This is a genomic window from Edaphosphingomonas laterariae (assembly GCF_900188165.1).
Taxonomy (GTDB): Bacteria; Pseudomonadota; Alphaproteobacteria; order Sphingomonadales; family Sphingomonadaceae; genus Sphingomonas_E; species Sphingomonas_E laterariae.
In genome coordinates this window covers 36,302-58,055 of sequence record NZ_FZOS01000018.1, presented here as the reverse complement: position 1 = coordinate 58,055, position 21,754 = coordinate 36,302, and the positions used below count along the sequence as shown (strand labels likewise).

Annotated in this window: 18 protein-coding genes and 1 pseudogene; 9 read left to right on the top strand and 10 right to left on the bottom strand. The window is 64.8% G+C overall.

Annotated features, from left to right (window positions below):
• Position 1: 1 nt before the first annotated feature.
• On the bottom strand, positions 2-1,534 hold the full coding sequence (locus CHB74_RS14830; RefSeq protein WP_179220853.1) for an O-antigen ligase family protein: 1,533 nt from the start codon (positions 1,532-1,534) through the stop codon (positions 2-4).
• 891 nt (positions 1,535-2,425) lie between these two features.
• Complete coding sequence (locus tag CHB74_RS14825) at positions 2,426-3,874, bottom strand: hypothetical protein (protein WP_089220410.1); 1,449 nt, start codon at positions 3,872-3,874, stop codon at positions 2,426-2,428.
• Between the two features lie 216 nt (positions 3,875-4,090).
• Between CHB74_RS14825 and CHB74_RS14820 the strand changes: the two genes are divergently transcribed.
• Positions 4,091-4,480 (top strand): GFA family protein, encoded by a 390-nt coding sequence (locus CHB74_RS14820; RefSeq protein ID WP_089220409.1) that lies wholly within the window; start codon positions 4,091-4,093, stop codon positions 4,478-4,480.
• Between the two features lie 130 nt (positions 4,481-4,610).
• Positions 4,611-5,282 carry a hypothetical protein gene (locus CHB74_RS14815; protein ID WP_089220408.1) on the top strand — a complete coding sequence of 224 codons (672 nt, stop codon included), beginning with the start codon at positions 4,611-4,613 and terminating at the stop codon, positions 5,280-5,282.
• A gap of 30 nt (positions 5,283-5,312) precedes the next feature.
• Here CHB74_RS14815 and CHB74_RS21645 read toward each other — a convergent pair whose 3' ends face one another.
• Together CHB74_RS21645 and uvrA are read right to left on the bottom strand one after the other, a co-directional pair.
• On the bottom strand, positions 5,313-6,110 hold the full coding sequence (locus tag CHB74_RS21645) for a hypothetical protein (RefSeq protein ID WP_144033802.1): 798 nt from the start codon (positions 6,108-6,110) through the stop codon (positions 5,313-5,315).
• A 159-nt stretch (positions 6,111-6,269) separates the two neighbouring features.
• Positions 6,270-9,167, bottom strand: coding sequence for an excinuclease ABC subunit UvrA (gene uvrA, locus CHB74_RS14810; RefSeq protein ID WP_089220407.1), 2,898 nt, complete (start codon positions 9,165-9,167; stop codon positions 6,270-6,272).
• A gap of 138 nt (positions 9,168-9,305) precedes the next feature.
• Between uvrA and CHB74_RS14805 the strand changes: the two genes are divergently transcribed.
• Positions 9,306-9,785: a GFA family protein gene (locus CHB74_RS14805; protein WP_245842944.1), complete on the top strand. Its 480-nt coding sequence runs from the start codon at positions 9,306-9,308 to the stop codon at positions 9,783-9,785.
• On the opposite strand, the gene CHB74_RS14800 is transcribed toward CHB74_RS14805, so the two are convergent.
• From CHB74_RS14800 to CHB74_RS14790, 3 genes are read right to left on the bottom strand one after another with little or no spacing between them, the layout of a single operon-like run.
• Positions 9,786-10,379, bottom strand: a complete 594-nt coding sequence (locus CHB74_RS14800) for a hypothetical protein (protein ID WP_089220406.1) — start codon at positions 10,377-10,379, stop codon at positions 9,786-9,788.
• A gap of 10 nt (positions 10,380-10,389) precedes the next feature.
• A complete protein-coding gene (locus CHB74_RS14795; protein ID WP_089220405.1) occupies positions 10,390-11,568 on the bottom strand; it encodes a M48 family metallopeptidase in 1,179 nt (392 codons plus the stop codon).
• Positions 11,569-11,576: 8 nt separating this feature from the next.
• Entirely contained in the window at positions 11,577-12,329 is a 753-nt protein-coding gene (locus CHB74_RS14790; protein ID WP_179220852.1) for a hypothetical protein, read from the bottom strand.
• Positions 12,330-12,553: 224 nt separating this feature from the next.
• On the opposite strand from CHB74_RS14790, the gene CHB74_RS14785 reads away from it, so the two are divergent.
• Entirely contained in the window at positions 12,554-12,829 is a 276-nt protein-coding gene (locus CHB74_RS14785; RefSeq protein WP_179220851.1) for a GlsB/YeaQ/YmgE family stress response membrane protein, read from the top strand.
• Positions 12,830-13,104: 275 nt separating this feature from the next.
• Entirely contained in the window at positions 13,105-13,953 is an 849-nt protein-coding gene (locus tag CHB74_RS14780) for an HpcH/HpaI aldolase/citrate lyase family protein (protein WP_089220404.1), read from the top strand.
• Between the two features lie 16 nt (positions 13,954-13,969).
• Here CHB74_RS14780 and CHB74_RS14775 read toward each other — a convergent pair whose 3' ends face one another.
• Positions 13,970-14,869: a LysR family transcriptional regulator gene (locus tag CHB74_RS14775; protein WP_089220403.1), complete on the bottom strand. Its 900-nt coding sequence runs from the start codon at positions 14,867-14,869 to the stop codon at positions 13,970-13,972.
• Positions 14,870-15,138: 269 nt separating this feature from the next.
• On the opposite strand from CHB74_RS14775, the gene CHB74_RS14770 reads away from it, so the two are divergent.
• Entirely contained in the window at positions 15,139-15,966 is an 828-nt protein-coding gene (locus CHB74_RS14770) for a hypothetical protein (protein WP_144033801.1), read from the top strand.
• 3 nt (positions 15,967-15,969) lie between these two features.
• On the opposite strand, the gene CHB74_RS14765 is transcribed toward CHB74_RS14770, so the two are convergent.
• Positions 15,970-17,271 carry a dicarboxylate/amino acid:cation symporter gene (locus CHB74_RS14765; protein WP_281253551.1) on the bottom strand — a complete coding sequence of 434 codons (1,302 nt, stop codon included), beginning with the start codon at positions 17,269-17,271 and terminating at the stop codon, positions 15,970-15,972.
• Positions 17,272-17,493: 222 nt separating this feature from the next.
• On the opposite strand from CHB74_RS14765, the pseudogene CHB74_RS14760 reads away from it, so the two are divergent.
• The 3 genes and pseudogenes from CHB74_RS14760 to CHB74_RS14750 all read left to right on the top strand — a co-directional run bounded on the left by CHB74_RS14760 (position 17,494) and on the right by CHB74_RS14750 (position 19,785).
• Positions 17,494-17,784, top strand: a pseudogene (locus tag CHB74_RS14760) (GIY-YIG nuclease family protein).
• A 250-nt stretch (positions 17,785-18,034) separates the two neighbouring features.
• Complete coding sequence (locus CHB74_RS14755) at positions 18,035-18,544, top strand: hypothetical protein (RefSeq protein ID WP_089220400.1); 510 nt, start codon at positions 18,035-18,037, stop codon at positions 18,542-18,544.
• A 614-nt stretch (positions 18,545-19,158) separates the two neighbouring features.
• Positions 19,159-19,785: a glutathione S-transferase family protein gene (locus tag CHB74_RS14750; RefSeq protein WP_089220399.1), complete on the top strand. Its 627-nt coding sequence runs from the start codon at positions 19,159-19,161 to the stop codon at positions 19,783-19,785.
• A 294-nt stretch (positions 19,786-20,079) separates the two neighbouring features.
• Here CHB74_RS14750 and tig read toward each other — a convergent pair whose 3' ends face one another.
• The gene (gene tig / locus CHB74_RS14745; RefSeq protein WP_089220398.1) at positions 20,080-21,690 is read right to left on the bottom strand and encodes a trigger factor; all 1,611 of its coding nucleotides are present in this window, start codon (positions 21,688-21,690) and stop codon (positions 20,080-20,082) included.
• Between the last annotated feature and the right edge of the window lie 64 nt (positions 21,691-21,754).

Here is a 21,754-nt window from a genome sequence, read left to right as displayed (position 1 = left end):
CCTATCGCTGCAACGTCGGCAGCGGCCCCATCACCATGCCTTCCAGAGGCCGCCGGCGCGGGCGCGATGCGGCGCCCGCCACTGTGGGCCGACAGGCAACAAGCCCCGCGACCAGCGCGTAGCACATCATGCTCATCGTCGCGTTCATGCCGACGAACGAGGTAAAGATCAGCATCTGCGCCATCATCACGATCGCACCGAATGCATAGGCGCCTATGTCCAGCATCATGGGCTCGCTCCGCCAGCGCCGACGGCGGAACCACAAGGTCGCCAGTTCGAACAGCTGGCCGAACACAAAGACCGCCAATCCGAGGCCGCCGGTGAACAAGGCGAAATAGAGATAGCTGTTGACGTAGTCGACGATCCCTTCGCCTTGCACCATGTCCTCCAGGCGCCGGTTCACGATTTCGGGCGCCGCGCCGAACAGCGGCGCCTTGCGGAACTCCTCCATGCCGCGCCGCAACAACCGTTCGCGATAATCGCCGGTGTTGCTTGCCTCGCCGCTGACACCCACCGCCTCGGCAAGGCGCGGGCTGCTGGATACGGCAACGGCCAGCAAACCGGCGACGACGGCACCGATAGCCACCAGCGCGCCCATTCGCGCCGCCCGCCCACGATAAATCTCCAACATCAGCAGCCCGGTCGCAACCCCCAGCCAGGCATTGCGCGATTGCGGCGCGATCAGGCCGACAGCCAGCACCGCCATCATCGCCAACCAGTGCGGCAGCGAGGGAAAGGAACGGCGCATCAGATAGCCGGCGAGAAAACAGAAGCAGAGGACGAAGGCCATCATCGTCGATTGCATCATCGGCCCCGCCGCGCGCAGCATGCCACCGCGAACGCTGAGGTGCGAAACAAGCGCGCCGCCGACATCGAAACGCATCACCAGTTCGACATAGATCGGCCAGAAGCGGACCGCTTCGAAGGCCAGGATCACCGAACAGATCGTTCCCGCCATCACCATCGCCAGCAACATCCGCCGCGCATCTTCGGCCGAGCGGATCAGCCAGGCGACGACCAGATAGGGCGGCACCATCGACATCGCCACCATCAACACCTGGCGCAGCATGTTCGTCGCGGTCTGATCGCGGGCGGCAACCAGCCACACGAGGATGCAGACGATGACGAACGGAATATGCGTCCACCATTTACCCGGCGTCGTGCGGCCGGGCTTGATCGCCATCGTCAGCAACGCCCCGAGCGACAGCAGCAGCGGCGTGTTGAGCGCGAACAGATAAAGCGACCCCACCACCAGCGGCTTGCCAAGCCCCGGCAGCAGCAGCAGGCCGATGATGAAGATCGGCAGGATATCGCGGCGCGTGCGGGCGCAGAGCGGCACCAGCAGGAACATCATCAGCTGCACGATGGCAATGTGCGGCGAGAGGAAGGCGATGACCGGCATCACCACGGCAGCGATGGCCGGGCGATAGCCGATATCGCGGCGCGTGGCGGCGGATATGAGAAGATAGAAAATCAGCGCGCCAACGGCGCTTAGCGTGCCGGCGAACAGCGCATGCTTGATCATCTGCAGCATCAGGCGCCCTCCCACACGGCCGGCGGGGACGATAGAGATGCGCCCGCATCCCGGCAAGGGCCGCGCCGGGCCGGATCGCGGGGCACAACCGCCATCCATCCCCATAATCCCCGTTATCCACAGGGGTGGAGGGGGAGATTCCGCTTGGCCGACTCAGCGGCGCATGAGAGCCTCAACCGGTGATCGAGAGTGAGGAAAGGGCGGAAATCAGCCGTTTTCTTCAGATGATCGCATGGCTGAGCCGCGCGACCAGGGTTCGTTCCTCCAGGCACGGATTACGGGGCAGGCGAAGCGGGCACGAACCGGGACGGAACCCCGGCCAACGGCATGCCGCATGGCATCCACCCAAGGCCAGCGGCCCGAAACGGATCGGCCGGGCGGAAGCGGCTGGGGTGCACTCGCGAGCCCCGCCATGCGCCGCCACACGCCAGGACAGGCCCTGCCCCGCCATCCGGCAAGCGGGGACCTGACATCCGGCGCAATGGGGGTTGGCGGCAACGCCGGCCCCCATTGACGTATCCGCGCGCGATGATGCGACGGGGCGCGGCCTCCATCCATTACAGCGCACCGGCCTGGCGGCGTGCGGCCTCCATCCATTGCAGCGCACTGGCCTGGCGGCGCGCGGCATCCATTCATTACTGCGCACTGGCCGGGCGGAGCGCGGCCTCCATCCATTACCGCGCACTGGCCGGGCGGGGCGGCGTGCGTGCAGCCACGGGCCGGACCGGCGTGCGCCCACGGGCGTGGCGTGGGCGGATGAACGCATGGGCGTATCGCATCCAGCGCGCTACGACGGCGGGCTGGCATGCAGATCGCCCGATATGCGCGCGGGGGCATCCGCGCGTCCGCATCGCGGCGCCAACGGGCGCGCCCGCCCTCCCCCGCCCGGCCCTAGCCCATGAAGGGCAGCGGATAAGGCGCGCGTGGCGGGGTGGAGGGGGGCGGTGCGGCATCGAGGCCGAAGGGATCGGGCCCGGCCCCGCGTTCATGCGCGTCGCAGGCATCAGCGAGACCGACGATCTGGCGGAAGCGTTCGATGGTCGCATCATTGCGTTCGCACTGATCGATGAACGCGGCGAGGCCGGCGGGATCGGCATCCCCATCGTCATCGCAGTCATCGTCATAATCGCCGTCATCATCATCGCCGGCACCGCGATCGCCGGCGAACACGTCCACCCACCCGCCGCCAAGCCCATGCGGGGCCAGCGCGGCATCCCCCGTGGCGGCATCGCCCCCCATGCCCGCCGGCTGCCCGCCGGCCAGCGCATCCGCATCGGCCAAAAGCGTGGCGATACCGAAGAAGCGATCGCGATCGGCGCTGTCCGCCGCCCGCCGCCCGGCCAGCTGCGCCGCGCGCCGCGCGTGCCAGTGCCGCGCTTCCTGAACGCTCAACGATCGCTGATAATCCATGTCGCCATAATCCCCGTCCTGCCGGCCACGAAAGCCCGGCGGGGGCGGAAATTCGGTGACCCAGCCCTGCCATGTCTCGCTGAACCAGACCGGGCCGCAGCCATCATCCTCCACCAGCGGTTGAGGAAGTTGAGGCTTGCCATCGGCATCGTCCGCATCCCCGGCGGCGGGCGGCGGCGCGGCGATGGCGACAAGGCCGGCGGCTTCGGCCCGCGCCCATTGTTCGCCGGTCCATTCGCCGCGCCGGGCGGGATCGAGATCGGCGACATCCACCTCGCCCGCCGTGCCCGCCTGCGCGGCCAGGAAGCGATCGGCCCGCGCCAGCGCGACCACGGGGGCGAGATCATGGCCCGCATTCTCCCCCGCGCCCGCCCCGCCCGCCGCCGGATCGGCCAGCCGCAGGCCGACGAACAGGCCGGCGCGCGCAGGCGAACAATCGCGGCCGATCAGCGCCAGATACTGATCCCATTCCTGCGCCACCATGCGCGCGGCGCCGTGCGTCGCCTCCGCCTGCGCGGCATCGGCCAGCCGATCGAGCCGGGTGAGCATGGATTGGGCGAGGCGATTGTCATAACGATGCCGTTCGATCACATCGCCATTGGCCCGCGTGATGGTTTCCACCTGCCCGTCGATCGCGCGGGACAGGAGCACATCGGCCAGCTTCTCCCGCGCCTGCAGGCACGCCGCCTGCCAGCCAAGCGCGAACGCCGCCCCCGCCGCGCGACGGCGAAAGGCATAAGCGGACGCGACCGACAGGCCGACGATCCGGCACCCGGCCTCCACCGTATGGCCTTCGGCAAGCGCCGCCAGGAAATCGCGCTGGCGTTGCGGGGTCCAGCCATGGGCGCGTTCCAGCGACGGGCCTTGCGCAGGCGTGGGCGCGGGCGTGGCGGGGGCCGGGGCGAATGCGGTGGGGGCGTGGTTCTCCATGGCGCGGAATATAACCTATGTGGTTATATGTAGGACAGGATGTGGTTCGCGGCCCCTGCCCCGCTCCCACTCACGTCATCCCGGCGCAGGCTGGGATCGCTATCCTCCATGTTGTGCCCAAAGCATGGCGATCCCAGCCTACGCTGGGATGACGGCTGTGGAGGGCGATCCCAGCCTGCGCTGGGATGACGGGAAGATTTAGGCCACACTCCCGCCATGCCTCACCCCACCCCCGCCCACGGAAGCTGCCACTGCGGCGCGGTGACACTCACTGTGCCTTATGCGCCTGAATGGGTGAATAGCTGCAACTGCTCTTTATGCCGGCGGACGGGCGCGCTGATGGCCTATTATCCCGATGGCGCGGTGGAGGTGACGGGCGAGACCCGCGCCTATGTGTGGGGCGACCGGATGATCGGCATCCACCATTGCCCGGTCTGCGGCTGCCTGACCCACTGGCGCACGCTGGGCGACCGTGGGCATCAGGAACAGCCCCCGGCTGTTCCTTCCGATGCCCACGTCAGCAAGATGGGAATGAATGCGCGGCTGCTGGACGAGTTCGATCCGGCGGCGGTGGAGGTGCGGGCCGTGGATGGGGCGAGTTGGTGAGCCTCACCAAGGAGAACGAAACAAAAACTTGGCACTCTCGATAGTGAAGTGCTAAAGAACAACCATAGAAGGGAGAGGATGCAATCAGACACCCCGGCTCATTGAGTCGGGAATGGAAGGACGCACCTTAATGACCATCAAGACAATCAACCTAAACAAGCTTCTTCGACTTTGCGCGCTTCAGGAAAAAGGACTCATCTCCGAGCTTCGATCCGACCTCCGAAGCGAGCGCGATAAAAAATTGGGCATCAAGGGCGGCGGTGGGCATTTTCACTACCCTTGGTGGAATGCAGCCAAAGATCACGCTATCGGAAAAACCGACCTTGAGCTGCAGACCGCTCTGCTGATTACATTGAGCAAGCAAAGGAGAAGGCTGTATCCGCTGCTTACGGAGGGCTTTCTAAGCTGGTTTAGGTACCTTGCGAGAACGACCAATCAGCCAATCAGTTGGCGCGAAGAGGAAGTTCACACTCATTACGTGGTCCCGGGCCTCGACCTTACCGTAAAGGTGGATAACCTTCTCGCGCTGAAGCTCGGCGGAGACCGACATAAACTGATCTACCCCTACTTCAGCGAACACCCTGCACTTGATGAAAAATGGGCAAGGATGGGTCTATGGCTGATGGCAGAAGCTCTTTCTGAGCACGATCTGGTCGATATGGAGTTGCTCGACATTTTGCGAGGCCATTCGTTTAGCGGTGCATCGCACTTTCTAAAGGGTGATGAAGAGGCGATCTTTGAATCCAGATATTCCAAGATTTTGGATACGTGGGATTCTCTAAAACACGAATATGGCCTCTAATGAGCAAGGGAGGAGCGGGTCTTGGGCCATTTATTCAACGCCGCCTCCCTGCCCCGGTTTTTTTATTGCTATAGCGATGCCACCCAAATAGCCGCCTAAGCCGGGAAAACCACAAGCTGTGAACAGCGCCAGAAGGGTTCCTGACAGAGCATAAGGTAGCGGATCATTCTTCAACGCCCTCGCTGCCTGTCGGCCATATCGAGCGACCTCAGCAACAAGACCATTATCGATTGTATCTCTTAACTTCCCGCCCTCGACAGCGGTCAACAGGCTTCCCAACGCTGAGTAGAGTTTGCGCAATCGCTCCAAGGCAAACTCTACTTCATCTAATGGAGGGCCGCCGTTGTGGTTTGGCTTTTCCAAATGCTCGATAAGCGATCCGACGGCCGCTTGCGCAACAGGGATAAGGGTTTTGATTGCTTGGGCCTGCTGAGCGGCAGATTGAACGCCAGTCCAAGCACTCGCGTCATATGGCCCCGGCATTTGAGGTGACGGTTCGCCACCACCTCTTTCGAGAAAATCCAGAAGAGGTTCGAACTGTTCGCGAACAAACTGACGTCGCGGTTCCCAACTTCCATCAATGGATTTAGCGAAGGACCAAAGCGCCCCCAAATCGCGATTGCGGCGCAACCACGAAGGAGCGAGATTCCCGTAACGTGAATCTTCAAGTAACTCCTTGCGCATGGCTTGATAGTGGGATTCGCCGAGGCTTTTCCCACCTGCGAAATAGTCGATCAGTTCTGCCTGAAAGTTCAAGGCTCTCTGGAACAGTTCCGCAGATTGCAGGGGAATGCTGATTGAGGGAGCACGATTTGGATTGGAGGCCAAGGTATTTAACTCCCCACATGGCGCTGCAGCCGATGCCGCATTCTGTCGCCGAGGCTTCCATTCTACCAGTGCCCGTGTGCCCTCATCCAACTTCGGCTAGGCGGCAAGCGGCCAAGCCTTCGTATCCTTCTCTCGCCTGCGGGAGAAGGTTTGGGCGGCTTACTCTGCCGCCACCCTCTCCCCCTGCTCAAGCAACGGCGCCAAATAGCGCGCGGTGTAGCTGCGCTTCTCCTTGGCGACGTCCTCCGGCGTGCCGGTGGCGACGATCTCGCCGCCTTTGTCGCCGCCTTCGGGGCCGAGATCGATGATCCAGTCGGCCGTCTTGATGACTTCCAGATTATGTTCGATCACCACCACGCTGTTGCCCTGTTCCACCAGCGCGTGGAGCACCTCCAGCAGCTTGCGGACATCTTCGAAATGCAGGCCGGTGGTGGGTTCATCGAGGATGTAGAGCGTGTTGCCGGTCGCGCGGCGGCTGAGTTCCTTGGCGAGCTTCACGCGCTGCGCCTCGCCGCCCGACAACGTCGTCGCCTGCTGGCCGACCTTGACGTAGCCGAGGCCCACTTCGGCCAGCATCGCCATCTTGTCGCGGATCGGCGGCACGGCCTTGAAGAATTCCACCGCATCCTCGACCGTCATGTCCAGCACGTCGGCGATCGACTTGCCCTTGAACGTCACCTCCAGCGTTTCGCGGTTGTACCGCTTGCCGTGGCAGACATCGCAAGTGACGTACACGTCGGGCAGGAAGTGCATCTCGATCTTCAGCACGCCATCACCCTGGCATGCCTCGCACCGGCCGCCCTTGACGTTGAAGCTGAAGCGGCCGGGCTTGTAGCCGCGCGCCTCCGATTCCGGCAGGCCGGCGAACCAATCGCGGATATTGGTGAAGGCGCCGGTATAGGTGGCGGGGTTGGAACGCGGGGTGCGGCCGATCGGCGACTGATCGATGTCGATCACCTTGTCGAGATGCTGGAGCCCCTCGATCTTTTCATGATGGCCGGCGAGCATGCGCGCGCCGTTCAGCACGCGCGCGGCGGTGGCATAGAGCGTGTCGATGGTGAAGGTGGACTTGCCCGACCCCGAAACGCCGGTGATGCAGGTGAAGGTGCCGAGCGGGATGGAGGCGGTGACGTCCTTCAGATTGTTGGCGCGCGCGCCCTTCACCGTCAGCTTCTTGCCATTGCCCTTGCGACGCTTGGCCGGCACCGCGACCGTGCGGCGGCCGGAGAGATAATCGCCGGTGAGCGATCCTTCGGTGGCGAGGATATCGGCGAGCGCCCCCTGCGCCACGATCGCGCCGCCATGGACGCCCGCGCCCGGCCCCATATCGATGATATGGTCCGCCGTGCGGATCGCATCCTCATCATGCTCGACGACGATCACCGTGTTGCCGAGATCGCGCAGGCGGCGCAGCGTGACGAGCAGCCGATCATTATCGCGCTGGTGGAGGCCGATCGACGGTTCATCGAGGACGTAGAGGACGCCCGAGAGCCCCGAGCCGATCTGCGAGGCCAGGCGGATGCGCTGGCTTTCGCCGCCGGACAGCGTGCCCGACGTGCGATCGAGGTTGAGATAATCGAGCCCGACATTGTCGAGGAAGCCGAGCCGCTCGACGATTTCCTTGAGGATGCGCTCCGCGATCGCCCTTTGCTGATCGTTCAGGTGGCTGGGCAGATCGCGGAAGAAAGCGAGCGCGGGGCCGACCGCGCGCCGGGTGGACATGCTGATGTCCTCGCCGGCGATCTTCACCGCCAGCGCCTCGGGCTTCAAACGCGCGCCGCCGCAGGTCTCGCAGGGCTGCGACGACTGGTACTTGGCCAGTTCCTCGCGCATCCACGCGCTTTCGGTGGCGAGCATGCGGCGGTTGAGATTGCCGATCACGCCTTCGAACGGCTTCTTGACGTCATAGCTCTTCTTGCCGTCGACGAAGGTGAGCGTGACGGGCTTGCCGCCGGTGCCGTGGAGGATGATCAGGCGCACCTCACCCGGCAGATCCTTCCACGGAACATCGAGGCTGAAGCCGAATTCGCGCGCCAGGCTGCCCAGCACCTGCATGTAATAAGGCGACGGCGGGTTGGATTTGGCCCAGGGCGCCACCGCCCCCTTCTTGATCGACAGGCTTTCGTTGGGGACGACCAGTTCTTCCGAAAAGACCAGCTTTTCGCCAAGCCCGTCGCACACCGGGCACGCGCCCTGTGGGGCGTTGAACGAAAAGAGCCGCGGCTCGATTTCCGGGATGGTGAAGCCCGACACCGGACAGGCGAACTTTTCGGAAAAGACGATGCGGTTGGCGGGCACCGCGCCCTTCAGCCGGCTTTCTTCCGCCCCCGGCACATTGCCGTCGGCCAGATCGACATAAGCCAGCCCTTCGGCCAGCTTGAGCGCGGTTTCGAAGCTCTGCGCGAGGCGCGTATCCTGCCCTTCGCGCACGACGAGGCGATCGACCACGACCTCGATGTCATGCTTATACTTCTTGTCGAGCGCGGGCGCGTCCTCGATCTCGTAGAACTCACCGTCGATGCGGACGCGGGTGAAGCCCTGCTTCTGCCATTCCGCCAGTTCCTTGCGATATTCGCCCTTGCGGCCGCGCACCACGGGGGCGAGCAGGTAGAAGCGCGTCCCTTCCGGCAACTGGCCCACGCGATCGACCATTTGGCTAACCGTCTGCGCGGAAATCGGCAGGCCCGTGGCCGGCGAATAAGGCACGCCGACACGCGCCCAGAGCAGGCGCATATAATCGTAGATCTCGGTCACGGTGGCGACCGTGGAGCGCGGGTTGCGGCTGGTGGTCTTCTGTTCGATCGAGATGGCCGGCGACAGCCCTTCGATATGATCGACATCGGGCTTCTGCATCAGTTCGAGGAACTGGCGCGCATAGGCCGACAGCGATTCCACATAGCGCCGCTGCCCTTCGGCATAGATGGTGTCGAAAGCCAGGCTGGACTTGCCCGAACCCGACAGGCCGGTGATCACCGTCAGCGTTTCGCGCGGAATATCGACATCGACGCTCTTGAGATTGTGCTCGCGCGCGCCACGGACGGAAATATGAGTCAGCATGAGAGCGAATGTTCCATATTTGTTCACACGCGGCAAGGCGCTATCGTGGCGGGAGATGGGCGGCGCGGATGAGTCGCGCAACCCGTGCGGCGCGACAACGGCAGACAATGGCCCACCAGCACAAGACGGGAGGCCGGCATGGCGGAAGATGCAGAGATGGACGGCGGCTGCACCTGCGGCGCGGTGCGTTACCGGCTGCACGGCGCGCCGATGTTCGTCCACTGCTGCCACTGCACCAAATGCCAGACCGAAACCGGCAGCGCCTTCGTGCTCAACGCGCTGATCGAGGCCGACCGGGTGGAGGTGCGGCAGGGCAGCCCCGAAACCGTGCCGACGCCCACCGACAGCGGCCGCGGCCAGCAGATCACGCGCTGCCCAGATTGCCGCGTCGCGCTATGGAGCACCTATGGCGGGCGGGAGGCGATCCGCTTCGTCCGCATCGGCACGCTGGACGATCCGGGCGCGCTGACGCCCGACATCCACATCTACACCCGGTCGAAACTGCCGTGGCTGCGCCTGCCCGAAGGCGTGACGGCGGTCGACGCTTATTATGACCCGCAGACGATGTGGCCGGCGGCAAGCCTGGCGCGGCGCAACGCCGCGCTGGGCCGGATGTGATCAGAAGGCCGCGCTGTCCGCGAGCTGGCGGAAAGCCGGCAAGGTCTTGTCGAAATAATGCAGCGTCGGCGCCTCATAGGTGATGAGGAAGAGCTTGCCGCCGACGACGGCGGCGCGCGCCTCGCCCTTGCGGTGCAGTTCTTCGTTCGGGCGCGTGAAGCTGTAGGTGAAGCGCACGCCCTTGCCCCCGGCGAAGCTGGTCGGTTCAACCGTGTCGATCTTCATCAGCGGCGTATCATAAGCGATGCGATAGCTGGTTTCGAACAGCGTCGGAATGTCGGTCACCAGCATCGTCGACGACACGCGCGGCAGCGGCCGGTTCTTCTTGTCGACTTCGCGGAAGATGGGCAGGCCATCGGCGATGCCGCCATAGAAGGTGACGTCGTTCAGCTCGTCACCGTCGATCGTCCAGGTTTCGGTATTGGGCCCGAGGCGACGGCCGAGCTTGTTCCATTCGCCGTCGCTTCGGATCGACATGCCCGACTTGGCGACCTGCACCTTCGATCCCGGCGCGACCAGCGAATTGCCGGCCATGGCCGGTGCCGCCGCAACCAGCATCCCCGCGATCAGCGCGCCTGCGATCTTCCCCGCCATCACATCCCCCTTAATTGGCAACAAGCGTCGAGATGAGCGACGCATCGGCCGCATCCGGCTTGAGCTTCAGATATTCCTGGAGCGCGGCGCGCCCCTGTTCGACCTGCTGGCTGCGCATCAGCGAAAGGCCCAGGCCCCGCTGCGCTTCCGCCCCGGCATAGCCCTTGGCAATCGCTTCCTGATAGAATTGCGCGGCGCTGACGAGATCGCGCGGATTGCCCCGCTGGCGATACAATTCGCCCCGCGCATAGAGCAGCTGCGGCGTCCACTGATCGCCCGCAAGCTGGTTCAGCAGATATTCGGTGCCGCCGAAATCGTTGAGCTTGATCTGATCGTCCAGGAAATCCGGCAGGAATGCCGCCATGGTGGCGCGATAGGCGGCCTGCGCCGCATCGCCCGGATCAGGCGCCCTGGCCGCCGCTTCACGCAGATAGGTCGCGCGTGTCAGTTCGGTCGGATGGCTGGCGAAGAACCCTGCGCTGTAACGATGCTGGGCCTTGCGTTTGCGGCCGGCCGCCGTCGCATCCTGTTCCGCCATCAGCCGTTCCCAGACATTGGCGGCGGAAGCGGACGGATAAGGCGATGCCGCCAGATAGCTGAGGCCGAGCATATCGGCGTCCTGTTCCTGCCCGCGACTGAAGGCGAAGGCCGAACCGGCAATGCCCGTGGCGAGGGCGCCGCCGGTATTGGGCGCCAGGATCGCCAGCCACGTCATCACGTCCGATGCCGTGCGGCGCTGCTTGAAGCCGTTCAGGCTGTGTCGAAGTTCGAAATGGCCGAATTCGTGCCCGAGCACCGAGCCGAGTTCGGCTTCGTCCTTCACGCGCAGCAGCAGGCCGGAATGGACGACCATCATGCCATTGGGGGCCATGCTGGCGTTGAAGGCGGTATCGCGCACGACATAGATACGGACGGCGCGGCACCGATCATCGCCGACCGTGCGACACAGCACGCCCTGGACATAATCGACGAGCTTCTGGTCCTTGATGACGAAGCGCGAATCCCGGAGCTTCCGTTCGACTTCGTCGACCTCCATCCACAAGCCGCGCTCGTCGACCGTCGTCGGCTCATAGGCCTGGGCATAAGGCGGCAGCGGCGCGGGGGCCCGCACCTCCGCACCGGCGATCGCAGCCGGCAACAAGGCCGCCACAGCAGCGATCGCCGCCCGCGCCGCAAGCGTTCCGCGCATTGCCACGATCAATTCCCGGCGGTTACCGTCTGCGGTATCCCCGTCCGCCCAGGAAAGCCTTCGAACAGCTGCTCGACCCGCTTCTGCGCGCCTTCCGCGGTCCGCACGTCACCACCCATCTTCAGATCGGCGTTGAGCCAGACAAGCTCGCCCGTCTTGAGATCGACCAGGCCGGCATAGCCCTTGTGCACGCCCGTCGGCACGCTGACGCCGGCGAACGCAGCGAAGATCTGCGCCGCCTTGCGCCCGGCCGAGCCATAATGATCCTCGGTCGTGATGAAGAGCGCATAATCATTGCCGGCCATGCCCGGCAGCGCGGCGATGTCCGGGCCGAGCGTCCATTCGAACGCGTCATCGCGCTTCTTGGTCGGCAGCCGGTTGCCCGGAAAGAACTGATAGGTGATGACCGAATTGGCGACCGTGGAAAACAGGTTGCGATATTCGGCGACGGCCGCCGTATCCGCGCCGTTCGGCTCCTCATAATCGACAACGATATTGCCGAGCCGCCCCTGCGTCGCCGCGATGGCCTTGCCCAGATTTTCGCGGGCCTGCGCCGTCCAGTCGGCATTGGGTTCAAACATGCCGCCGGTCGATTGTTCGCCCACCTTCACCGATGGCCGCATCAGCACAATCCGTGCCGTGCCCGGTGCAATCGAAAACCCAGCCTTGTTTCCAGTCTTTTCCTGCGCTGCGGCCGGCGCCGACACCAACAAAGCAAACGCAGCCGCCGGCAGAAATACTGCCGCCCCCCAATTTTTCATTTACGCGCTCCCCCGAACACGAATCAATTTGATCGCTTTATTCCATGGACTTGGATGAATTCAATCAATGTTTGCGCGAACAACGAAATCAACGGTCGGGATTCGAGCGCCTGTCCCGATGCGGCGCAGCGGCAAGGCGATCAGATCGCTGTAAAAGCGGCGATCTTCGCTTATGATCGCGGTTGCGGCAGCGATATCGGCGCCGTTTTTGGGGAGGATCGCGGATGATTAACTTCCTTCTTGCGCTCATCATGGGCGGGATCATCGGCTGGCTGGCCAGCAAGGTGATGAACACCGATGCCCATCAGGGCGTGTTCCTGAACGTGGTTGTGGGGTGCATCGGATCGATGTTCGGCGGGTGGCTGTTCAGTTTCCTGACCGGGGGCACGCACAATCTGCGCGATGCGCCGTTCAACCCGATGACGCTGCTTGTCGCCTTTGGCGGCGCGGTGGTGCTGCTGGGCATCCTGAACCTGATCCGCCGCGGCAGCGTGCGCTGATCGCGGCCCGGCGGGGCTGCGCGACGGCCCCGCCGCGTCAGTGGATGTTTCCATGTGTTTCGAAACCAGGTGGATGGCGTGACGCGGTTTCCGAGCCAGCAGATGTTTCCATCTGCTTCGAAACCAGGTGGAACGCGTGACGCGGTTTCCGAGCCAGCAGATGTTTCCATCTGCTTCGAAACCGCTTGGATGGCGTGTCGCGGTTTCCGAGCCAGCAGATGTTTCCATCTGCTTCGAAACCGCTTTAGGACGGCCCCTTCAAGGAGGACCGCCCGATGACCATTCGCCCGCGCCGCAGCGCGCTTTACATGCCCGCTTCCAACGCCAAGGCGATCGACAAGGCGCGGACGCTGGATTGCGACGTGGTGATCCTGGACCTTGAGGATGCGGTGGCGCCCGAGATGAAGGCGGAGGCGCGCGCGGCCGCCGTGGCGGCGGTGGCGGCGGGCGGGTTCGGCCGGCGCGAGCTGGTGATCCGCACCAACGGGCTCGACACGCCATGGGGCGCCGACGATCTGGCCGCCGCCGCCGCCGCGCGGCCCGATGCCATATTGGTGCCCAAGGTGAATGATGGCGCCGATGTCGCCACCTATGCCAACGCGACCGGCGCGGTGCCGCTGTGGGTGATGATCGAAACGACGCGATCGGTGTTCCGGCTGGACGAGATCGGCGCGGCACTGGCCAAGGCCCGCGGCGGCGCCTTCGTGCTGGGCACCAACGATCTTGCCAAGGAAATGGGGGCGCGGCCGGGCACGCTGCGCGCGCCGTTCCAGGGAATGCTGGCCATGGCGGTGGCGGCGGCACGCGCGCATGGGCTGGTGCCGCTGGATGGCGTGTTCAACGGGCTGGACGACGAAGCAGGCCTTGCCGAACAATGCGCGCAGGGGCTGGAATTCGGCTTTGACGGCAAGACGCTGATCCACCCCAGGCAGATCGGCCCGTGCAATGCCGCCTTCACCCCCGATGCCGCCGCGATCGCATGGGCGCGCGCGATCGTCGCCGCCTTCGCCGAGCCGGACAATGCGCAAAAAGGGGCGATCCGCGTCGACGGCAAGATGGTGGAACGGCTGCATCTGGCACAGGCCGAACGCGATCTGGCGGTGGCGGCCTGGGCCGAGGGCTGAGCGGCTTCGAAAGCGTTCAGGCCGCGCAGCATTGCCGCAGCAGCGTGGCGAAATGATCCGCCGCCAGTGACAGCGATTTGGTCCGGCGGCGGACCAGGCAGGGGTTGAGGCTGAGCCCCAGACCCTGCAGCGGCTTCACCACGAAATCGGCGAAACCGACATGCGTGGCGAGGCTGCTGCGCGTCGCCAGGAAGATATGATCGCTGGTCGTGACGAGCGGCAGAGCGGCGCGGAAATCATCGCACACCACGGCCAGCTTGAACGGCGTCGTGCCGCGCTTGCGCAACGCCGCGATGAAGGGCGCCGCGATCTGCGACGGGGTGAACGGCGCGATCAGCGGAAAGGCCGAAATGTCCTGCGCGGCCACCTCCGCTCGGGTGGCGAGCGGATGGCCGGGGCGCATGGCGACGGCGATCTCCTCCTCCCCCAAGATGCTGACGTCGAGATCGGGATCGTCGTCCGCCGGCGACCAGGCGACGACCGCGAAATCCACCTCCCCGCCCTGCACCAGCCGCACCAGCGACGATGGCGCCCCGACGCGGATCGCCACGCGGATATGGGGGAAGCGGCTGACGAAATCGCGCAGCACGGTGCCGAGATAGGCTTCGCGCACAAGCGGGCCGATGCCGATGGTGATGCTGCCATATTCCAGCCCGCGCATCTGGCCGAGCGTATCGCCGAGATCGGCCAGCGCGAGCAGGATCGGCTTGCCGCGTTCGAGGGCGAGCCGCCCCGCCTCGGTGAGCGTGGCGCCCCGGCCATGGCGATCGAACAATGTGAGCTGCAGTTCATCCTCCAGCCGCGCGATCGCCTTGGACAAGGCCGGCTGGGTGAGCCCCAGGCTGATCGCCGCGCGCTGGATGCTGCCATATTGCGCCACGCGGGCAATATTGAGCAGATCGCGGGCTTCGAGCATCGGAACTTCCTATAACTTGGAGTTATATTTGAGCCGAAAAATTGGAATTATTCAATCGGGCCGAATATCGCAATAAGTGCGCCAAGTCGCAGCGAACACCCGGGGGGGAAGGGTCGCGCGCGGGGGCCGTCGCTGCGAGCGCGGAAACAATAGTCGCGACGGGCGGCGGCCTCCTTATCCCGTTCCGGGACCGGATCGACGGACCACGCGGGCCCGATTATCATCGCCACCCGCACCGATATGCCGCTGCCCGAGGGGGAGACAGCATCATGCGCCGACCGATGTTGAAGACTTTATTGTGGACGGGGCTTTTCCTGACCGGCGTCGCGCTGATCTGGCTGTTCTGGGATCCGCATGAAAGCCCGCCTTCGGCCACCACCACCTTCGCCGGCGCGATCGGGCTCATGCTGATCCTGCTGCCGCCTATCTTCGCGGTCCGCGCCGGGCTGGTGGCGATCGGCGCGGCGCGGCTGCGCGCGGGCCATGGCGAGCTTGCCCGCTGGCAGGTAACGGCGGACGACTGGAACCGCTTCCGCATGTTCGACCGACTGCGCACGCAGGAGGATGCTGATGCCGTCAACGATATGGCCGTCCGCCGCCGGCGATCGGGCAGCATGGTCGACGTGATCGTTGGCCGGCGCCAGCTGATCGCCGACGGTTCCTATCATGTGCTGCGCCCGCGCGGCCTGCCCGAACTGCTCGGCGCAAGCTGGCTGGCACCGATCGGCGCACCCGAATGCCTGGAGTTCCGCATCCTTTATGCCGGCCGTTATGGCAGCCGGCGCATGTGCCTGCGCGTGCCGGTGCCGGCCGATGCGCGATCGCTGGGTGAGCGCGTGCTGCACCACTATCAGCAACTGATCCCGCCACCGCGCGACGCGCTGGCCTATCGCCATCCCTGGCGCGTGATCGGCGGCGGACTGGCGGTGGCCGCCGCCGCGCTTGCCGCCGGCCTGACCGGCGGGGCGATGCTGGGGGCGGGCATGACCGGCGCCCTGCCGATCCTGCTACGCGGCATCGGCCTGGCGACCGCGGTCGCCGCCCTGATCTTCACCGCGATCATCGCGGTGGGGGTGCGGCCGTGGAAGAAGGGCTGAGGATCAATCCTCGCGCGGGCGGCCATCGAGCGCGGCATCGAGCGCCGCCTTGTCCAACCCCCCTTCCCAGCGCGAGACGACGATCGTCGCCACCGCATTGCCGATGAAGTTGGTGAGGCTGCGGCATTCGCTCATGAACCGATCGACGCCGAGGATCAGCGCCATGCCCGCCACCGGCACCGAGGGGACGACCGACAGCGTGGCCGCCAGCGTGATGAAGCCCGATCCGGTGACGCCGGCCGCGCCCTTGGACGACAGCATCGCCACCGCCAGCAGCAACAGCTGTTCCTGCAGCGACAGTTGGATGCCCGTCGCCTGCGCGATGAACAGGGCCGCGAGCGTCATGTAGATATTGGTGCCATCGAGGTTGAACGAATAGCCGGTGGGCACGACCAGCCCGACCACCGCCTTGGGGCAGCCCGCCACTTCCATCTTCTGGATCAGCGCGGGCAGCGCGCTTTCGGACGAGGACGTGCCGAGCACGAGCAGCAGTTCCGCCTTGAGATAGGCGATCAGCCGCAGGATCGAGAAACCGTTATACCAGGCCACCGCCCCCAGCACGACGAGCACGAACAGGATCGAGGTGAGGTAGAAGGTCGCGACCAGCAGGATCAGATTGGCGAGGCTGGCCAAGCCATATTTGCCGATGGTGAAGGCCATCGCCCCGAACGCGCCGATCGGCGCCGCGCGCATCAGGATGCCGACCAGCCGGAACACCGCATGCGCCACGGTTTCGAGCAGATCGACCACGGGCTGCGCGCGACCGCCCAGCATGGTGAGCGAGATGCCGAACAGGATGGCGACGAACAGCACCTGCAGGATTTCGCCGCCGGCCAGCGCGCCGAGAAAGGTATCGGGGATGATGTGGAGGAGGAAGCCGGTGAGCGACTGTTCATGCGCCTTCTGCGCATATTCGGCGACCTTGCCGCCTTCCAGCGTGGCGGGATCGATATTCATCCCCGCGCCGGGCTGGACGACATTGGCGATGATCAGCCCGACGATCAGGGCGAGCGTGGAGAAGGTGAGGAAATAAGCGAAGGCCTTCAACGCGACGCGGCCGACCACGCCCAGTTCCTTCATGCCCGCGATGCCGGTGACGATGGTGAGGAAGATCACCGGCGCGATGATCATCTTCACCAGCTTGATGAAGGCATCGCCCAGCGGCTTCAGCGCGGCGCCGACATCGGGCCAGAAATGGCCGATCAGGATGCCCGCCGCGATGGCGACAAGCACCTGCACATAAAGCTGGCCGGCCAGCCGCCGCCGGCGGGGCACATCGCCGACGACCGGCTCCTCAACCACGATCACGGCGGCCCTTCCCCCGACATGCTAACGATCCGCGCCTGTTTGCCGCCGCACGCCCGCGAAGTCGAGGCCGCGTGGACGATGGACCGATGCGGATCAGGTCCGCTGTCGATGTTTCCGCCTTAAACCTGACGGTCAGGACTGCGACATAGCGGACGCTCGTTCATATACGTCATGCCAGCGAAGGCTGGCATCGTATCGGGGCTGGTGTAGCGTCGCCGCATGCGCAGGGGCGGTTGGGCCTATATCCTTACGAACAAGCCGAACGGCGTTCTCTATATCGGTGTCACCACCGATCTCGTCGCGCGCGTGATGCAGCATCGCAGAGGTGCGGGTTCGGCCTTCTGCCGGAAATAAGGCCTGGATCGGCTGGTCCTGGTCGAGCCGCATGACAGCATCGTCGAAGCCATCACCCGCGAAAAGGCTCTGAAGGCGTGGCAACGCGCATGGAAAATCCGGTTGATCGAGACCGCCAATCCTCAATGGGATGATCTGTTCGAACGCATCCTGTAACCGCCAGCGATGCCAGCCTTCGCTGGCATGACGTTTTTGGGTGTGTCCCTTTTTTCCCGATTTCCTGCCCTTCGATTGCGGCGACAGGCATCCCGATTGCTGACGCTCAGCTCTCCGAGACCGGACAGGCAGGTATCGGTCATCGACGGAAAATTCCCGCCTGTCAGGACACGCGACATTGCGGACATCCGACAGATCGAAGCAACGGCTTGAAACCCGTCATACGTTCAAAAATGCCCGTGCCGCCCCGATGTCGGTCGTCACCCGCATAGGTCTTGTTGTTTGCTCCGTCGCGAAGCAGACAATGGCGATGGGCGTGAACGGGAACAAATCGATGGGGCGGTGGCGGAAGAGCATAATTGTTGCGGTGCTTCTGGCGGCCGCGTGCACCGGGGAACCGGACGCAAAGACCTCGGCATTGCTAGCGTCATATGAAAATCCGATGACGCTGACTGGAAACTGCCAGTGGACCGATGCGAAGGTCGGCCCTCCAATGAGTATACGAGGCAGCCTCGAATATGGTGACGAGCACTTTCCCGACCATTTCGTAGTGGCCGCAGAAAGCAAGTTCCCTACGAGAAGTCAGCTCGGGTTTCTCCCGTTCGTGTTCAAGAAGGGTAAGCCTGTCGCGGATTTCGGCACCCCTTTACTTGTGTCGGCCAGAATTGTGACTGGTTCGCTCCGCTGCTCAGGCAGCTTCCCGACAGGGCCTTTCGAGAAAGTGCTGCTTATCGATGCTGCACAGGAAGCGGCACCTTGAACCAAAAACGCGCTGTTTACGCTTAGAGTCGCTTAGCCAGCCGGATGCCTGCTTTCGCGTGATGCCACCCAAAAGCTGACTGTCCGCTTCCCCCGACTTTGCTGTCATCCAGCGGCAGGGCCGGGCCTCCGGTTTCCAGACCGTCAGCTCTCTGACACCGGACAGGCAGGTATCGGCCATCGGCCAACGATGGCTGCCTTTGTCGGGACACTCGCACTTTGCGGTCGTCGTCTACTGAACGTCCACCTTCGTCACCCCGGACTTGTTCCGGGGTCCAGCGTTCAGCACACATCGCCATTGATGATCGAGCGGGACAATCCGCCATGGAGTGACCTGGCGGTGTCTTTCAGGTTGGAGCCGCTGGCGGCATCGCCTGCGTGACGGTGGACGCCGCAACAAGTCCGGGGTGACGAGACAAAGATAGACCGCTTGCGCCGACTTTCCTGTCTTTTCGCCCCCTACCGGGCAGCCTGATTGCCGACCGTCAGCGATCCGATACCGGACCGACCGCTCTCCGCCGTCGCGCCGCAATCCGGCAACCGCCGGATTTTCAAACCGGGCCTTATAAGATTTGCTAGGATCGACCCGCTGTCGCATCAGGAAAGGGCCGGCGGATGATAACCGTGTGGGGCGGACAGACATCCCGATCGATCCGGGTCGTCTGGGTGCTGGAGGAGATGGGCCTGCCCTACCGGCTGCGGCAGGTGGACATGCTGGCTGCCGAGCGGGAACCTGAGTTCCTGACGATCAACCCCGCCGACTATATCCCGGCGATCGAGGACGGCGACGTCACCATGGTCGAGTCGATCGCAATCATGGAATATCTGATGGCGCGTTACGGGCCGACGCCGCTGGCACCCGCGCCGCACGACCCGAACTTTGCCGCCTATCAACAGTTCCTGCACCTGGGTGAAGCGGGCCTCGCGACCCTGATGATGCCCGTGCTCGTCAGCCGCTTCATCGCGCCCGAGGCCGAGCGGGACAATTGGGGCGCGACCTGGTGCCTGCAGTCGTTCCAGAAGCGGCTGACGCTGGTTAGCCGGCGCCTTGCCAACGCGCCCTACCTGGCGGGCGATGCCTTTACTGCCGCTGACATTTCAGTCGCCTATGCCCTGAACCTCGCCCAACGAAATTGCGGCATCACCCTCGGCGACGCCGAACAGGCCTATCTCGCCCGCGCCATGGGCCGGGACGCCTATAAGCGCGCGATGGAGCGTTCGCACGAGGGCGTGAACACGTAAACCTCTGCCTGCCCCGCGCCATTGGAGACGCGTGAGAGGCGCGCCCGGCGCCCGGAAGATCGTGGCGCGATAGCGCGAGCCGCTACCGTCAGCGCGGACCGCCTACCCGCCGCTTGCCTGCTGAGGCCCGGCCGGGTTCGTTCATCGCGATAGGCTCACGCGACCGCCGCGAGGGCGTTGCCCCAGTTCCGGCCTGGCGCCGCCGGGACAGCGGCGCATACCCGCCGACGCGCCCCAAACAAAAAGGGGGACGCCGCAGCGCCCCCCTTTCCGTTCAATCTCGCGATCGGCCGATTATTCGGCGGCCTTCTTCTTGGCCGGCGCCTTCTTCGGCTTGGCCGGTGCTTCCGCGGCGGCGTCTTCGGCCGGGGCATCGGCCTTCTTGGCCGCCGCCTTCTTGGCCGGGGCCTTCTTCGGCTTGTCCTCGGTCACGTCCTCGGCCGGCTCGGCGTCCTTGGCAGCCGCCTTCTTGGCGGGCGCCTTCTTCGCCTTGGGCTTTTCGGCATGATCATGGTCGTGATCATGGTGGTCATGGCCGCAGCCCGGGCCATGGACGTGGCCGCCGCCGATGCTGTCGTCCTCGGCTTCGATCGCCGCTTCCAGTTCCTCGCGGGTCACGCCGCGATCGCTGATCTCGGCCTTGTCGAACAGGAAGTCGACAACCTTGTCCTCATACAGCGGGGCGCGCAGCTGGGCGGCCGCCATCGGATCCTGCTGGACGTACTGGATGAAGCGCTCGCGGTCCTTCGGGTTATACTGCTGCGCGGCCTGCAGCACGAGGCGCTGCATTTCCTGCTGGCTCACCTCGACGCCGTTCTGCTGGCCGATTTCCGAAAGCAGAAGGCCCAGGCGCACGCGGCGCTCGGCGATCTTCTGATAATCGTCGCGGTCCTTTTCCATCTCGGCGCGGGCGGCCTCGGGATCGGCCTCGTGGCTCGCTTCATGCTCAAGCTGCGCCCAGATCTGGCCGAACTCGGCTTCCACCATCGTCGGCGGCACCGGGAAATCATGGGCAGCGGCCAGCTGATCGAGCAGCTTGCGCTTCATGTGGGTGCGGGTCAGGCCGTTCAGTTCCTGCTCGATCTGGCCCTTGAGCAGACCGCGGAGCTGTTCGATGCCTTCCAGGCCGAGCGCCTTGGCGAACTCGTCGTCGGCCACGGTGTCCTTCGGCGTGTTGATCGCGGTCACTTCCACCTCGAACAGCGCGTCCTTGCCCTTCAGCGTCGGCACCGGATAATCTTCCGGGAAGGTCACGTTGACCTTGCGGGCCTCGCCCACCTTGGCGCCGACCAGCTGGTCCTCGAAGCCCGGGATCAGGCGGCCCGAACCGATCTCGATCGACATCGCTTCGCCGGTGCCGCCTTCGAAGGCGACGCCGTCGACCGAGCCGGCGAAGTTCATGATCACCTGGTCGCCCTCGACGGCCGGGTGGCCCTCGGCGGCGGGATCGAAGCTCTTCTGCTGCGAAGCGATACGCTCCACGGCGGTGTCGATTTCGGCGTCGGTCGGCTCGACGGTCAGGCGCTCGAGCGTCAGGCCTTCGATCGCCGGGGTCGGCACGTCGGGCAGCACTTCGAGGCTCACCTTCACCTCGGCGTCCTTGCCGGCGGCATAGCCTTCGCTCAGCTCGACGGCCGGCTGCATCGCCGGGCGCAGCTTCTGCTCGGCGAGGAGCGACTGGACGCCTTCCTGAACGGCCTTGTTCAGGGCTTCCTGCTCAAGCTGCGGGCCATGCATCTTCTTGACGAGGTTGGCGGGCACCTTGCCGGGGCGGAAGCCGGGCATGCGGATCTGCGGGGCGACCTGCTTCACCTCGGCGTCGACGCGCGCGAGAATGTCCTTGGCCGAAATGGTCAGCGTGTAGGCGCGCTTCAGCCCCTCGTTCAAAGTCTCGACAGTCTGCATCGGGTTTCTTCCAGAGCCTTCCGGGTTGAATTTTTTTGGCGTCCACCCGCGCGCCATGGCGCGG

Coding starts and splice junctions, on each gene's coding strand:
- CHB74_RS14830 (WP_179220853.1), bottom strand. CDS start 1,534: ATGCTGCAGATGATCAAGCATGCGCTGTTCGCCGGCACGCTAAGCGCC.
- CHB74_RS14825 (WP_089220410.1), bottom strand. CDS start 3,874: ATGGAGAACCACGCCCCCACCGCATTCGCCCCGGCCCCCGCCACGCCC.
- CHB74_RS14820 (WP_089220409.1), top strand. CDS start 4,091: ATGCCTCACCCCACCCCCGCCCACGGAAGCTGCCACTGCGGCGCGGTG.
- CHB74_RS14815 (WP_089220408.1), top strand. CDS start 4,611: ATGACCATCAAGACAATCAACCTAAACAAGCTTCTTCGACTTTGCGCG.
- uvrA (WP_089220407.1), bottom strand. CDS start 9,167: ATGCTGACTCATATTTCCGTCCGTGGCGCGCGCGAGCACAATCTCAAG.
- CHB74_RS14805 (WP_245842944.1), top strand. CDS start 9,306: ATGGCGGAAGATGCAGAGATGGACGGCGGCTGCACCTGCGGCGCGGTG.
- CHB74_RS14800 (WP_089220406.1), bottom strand. CDS start 10,379: ATGGCGGGGAAGATCGCAGGCGCGCTGATCGCGGGGATGCTGGTTGCG.
- CHB74_RS14795 (WP_089220405.1), bottom strand. CDS start 11,568: ATGCGCGGAACGCTTGCGGCGCGGGCGGCGATCGCTGCTGTGGCGGCC.
- CHB74_RS14790 (WP_179220852.1), bottom strand. CDS start 12,329: ATGAAAAATTGGGGGGCGGCAGTATTTCTGCCGGCGGCTGCGTTTGCT.
- CHB74_RS14785 (WP_179220851.1), top strand. CDS start 12,554: ATGATTAACTTCCTTCTTGCGCTCATCATGGGCGGGATCATCGGCTGG.
- CHB74_RS14780 (WP_089220404.1), top strand. CDS start 13,105: ATGACCATTCGCCCGCGCCGCAGCGCGCTTTACATGCCCGCTTCCAAC.
- CHB74_RS14775 (WP_089220403.1), bottom strand. CDS start 14,869: ATGCTCGAAGCCCGCGATCTGCTCAATATTGCCCGCGTGGCGCAATAT.
- CHB74_RS14770 (WP_144033801.1), top strand. CDS start 15,139: ATGCGCCGACCGATGTTGAAGACTTTATTGTGGACGGGGCTTTTCCTG.
- CHB74_RS14755 (WP_089220400.1), top strand. CDS start 18,035: ATGTCGGTCGTCACCCGCATAGGTCTTGTTGTTTGCTCCGTCGCGAAG.
- CHB74_RS14750 (WP_089220399.1), top strand. CDS start 19,159: ATGATAACCGTGTGGGGCGGACAGACATCCCGATCGATCCGGGTCGTC.
- tig (WP_089220398.1), bottom strand. CDS start 21,690: ATGCAGACTGTCGAGACTTTGAACGAGGGGCTGAAGCGCGCCTACACG.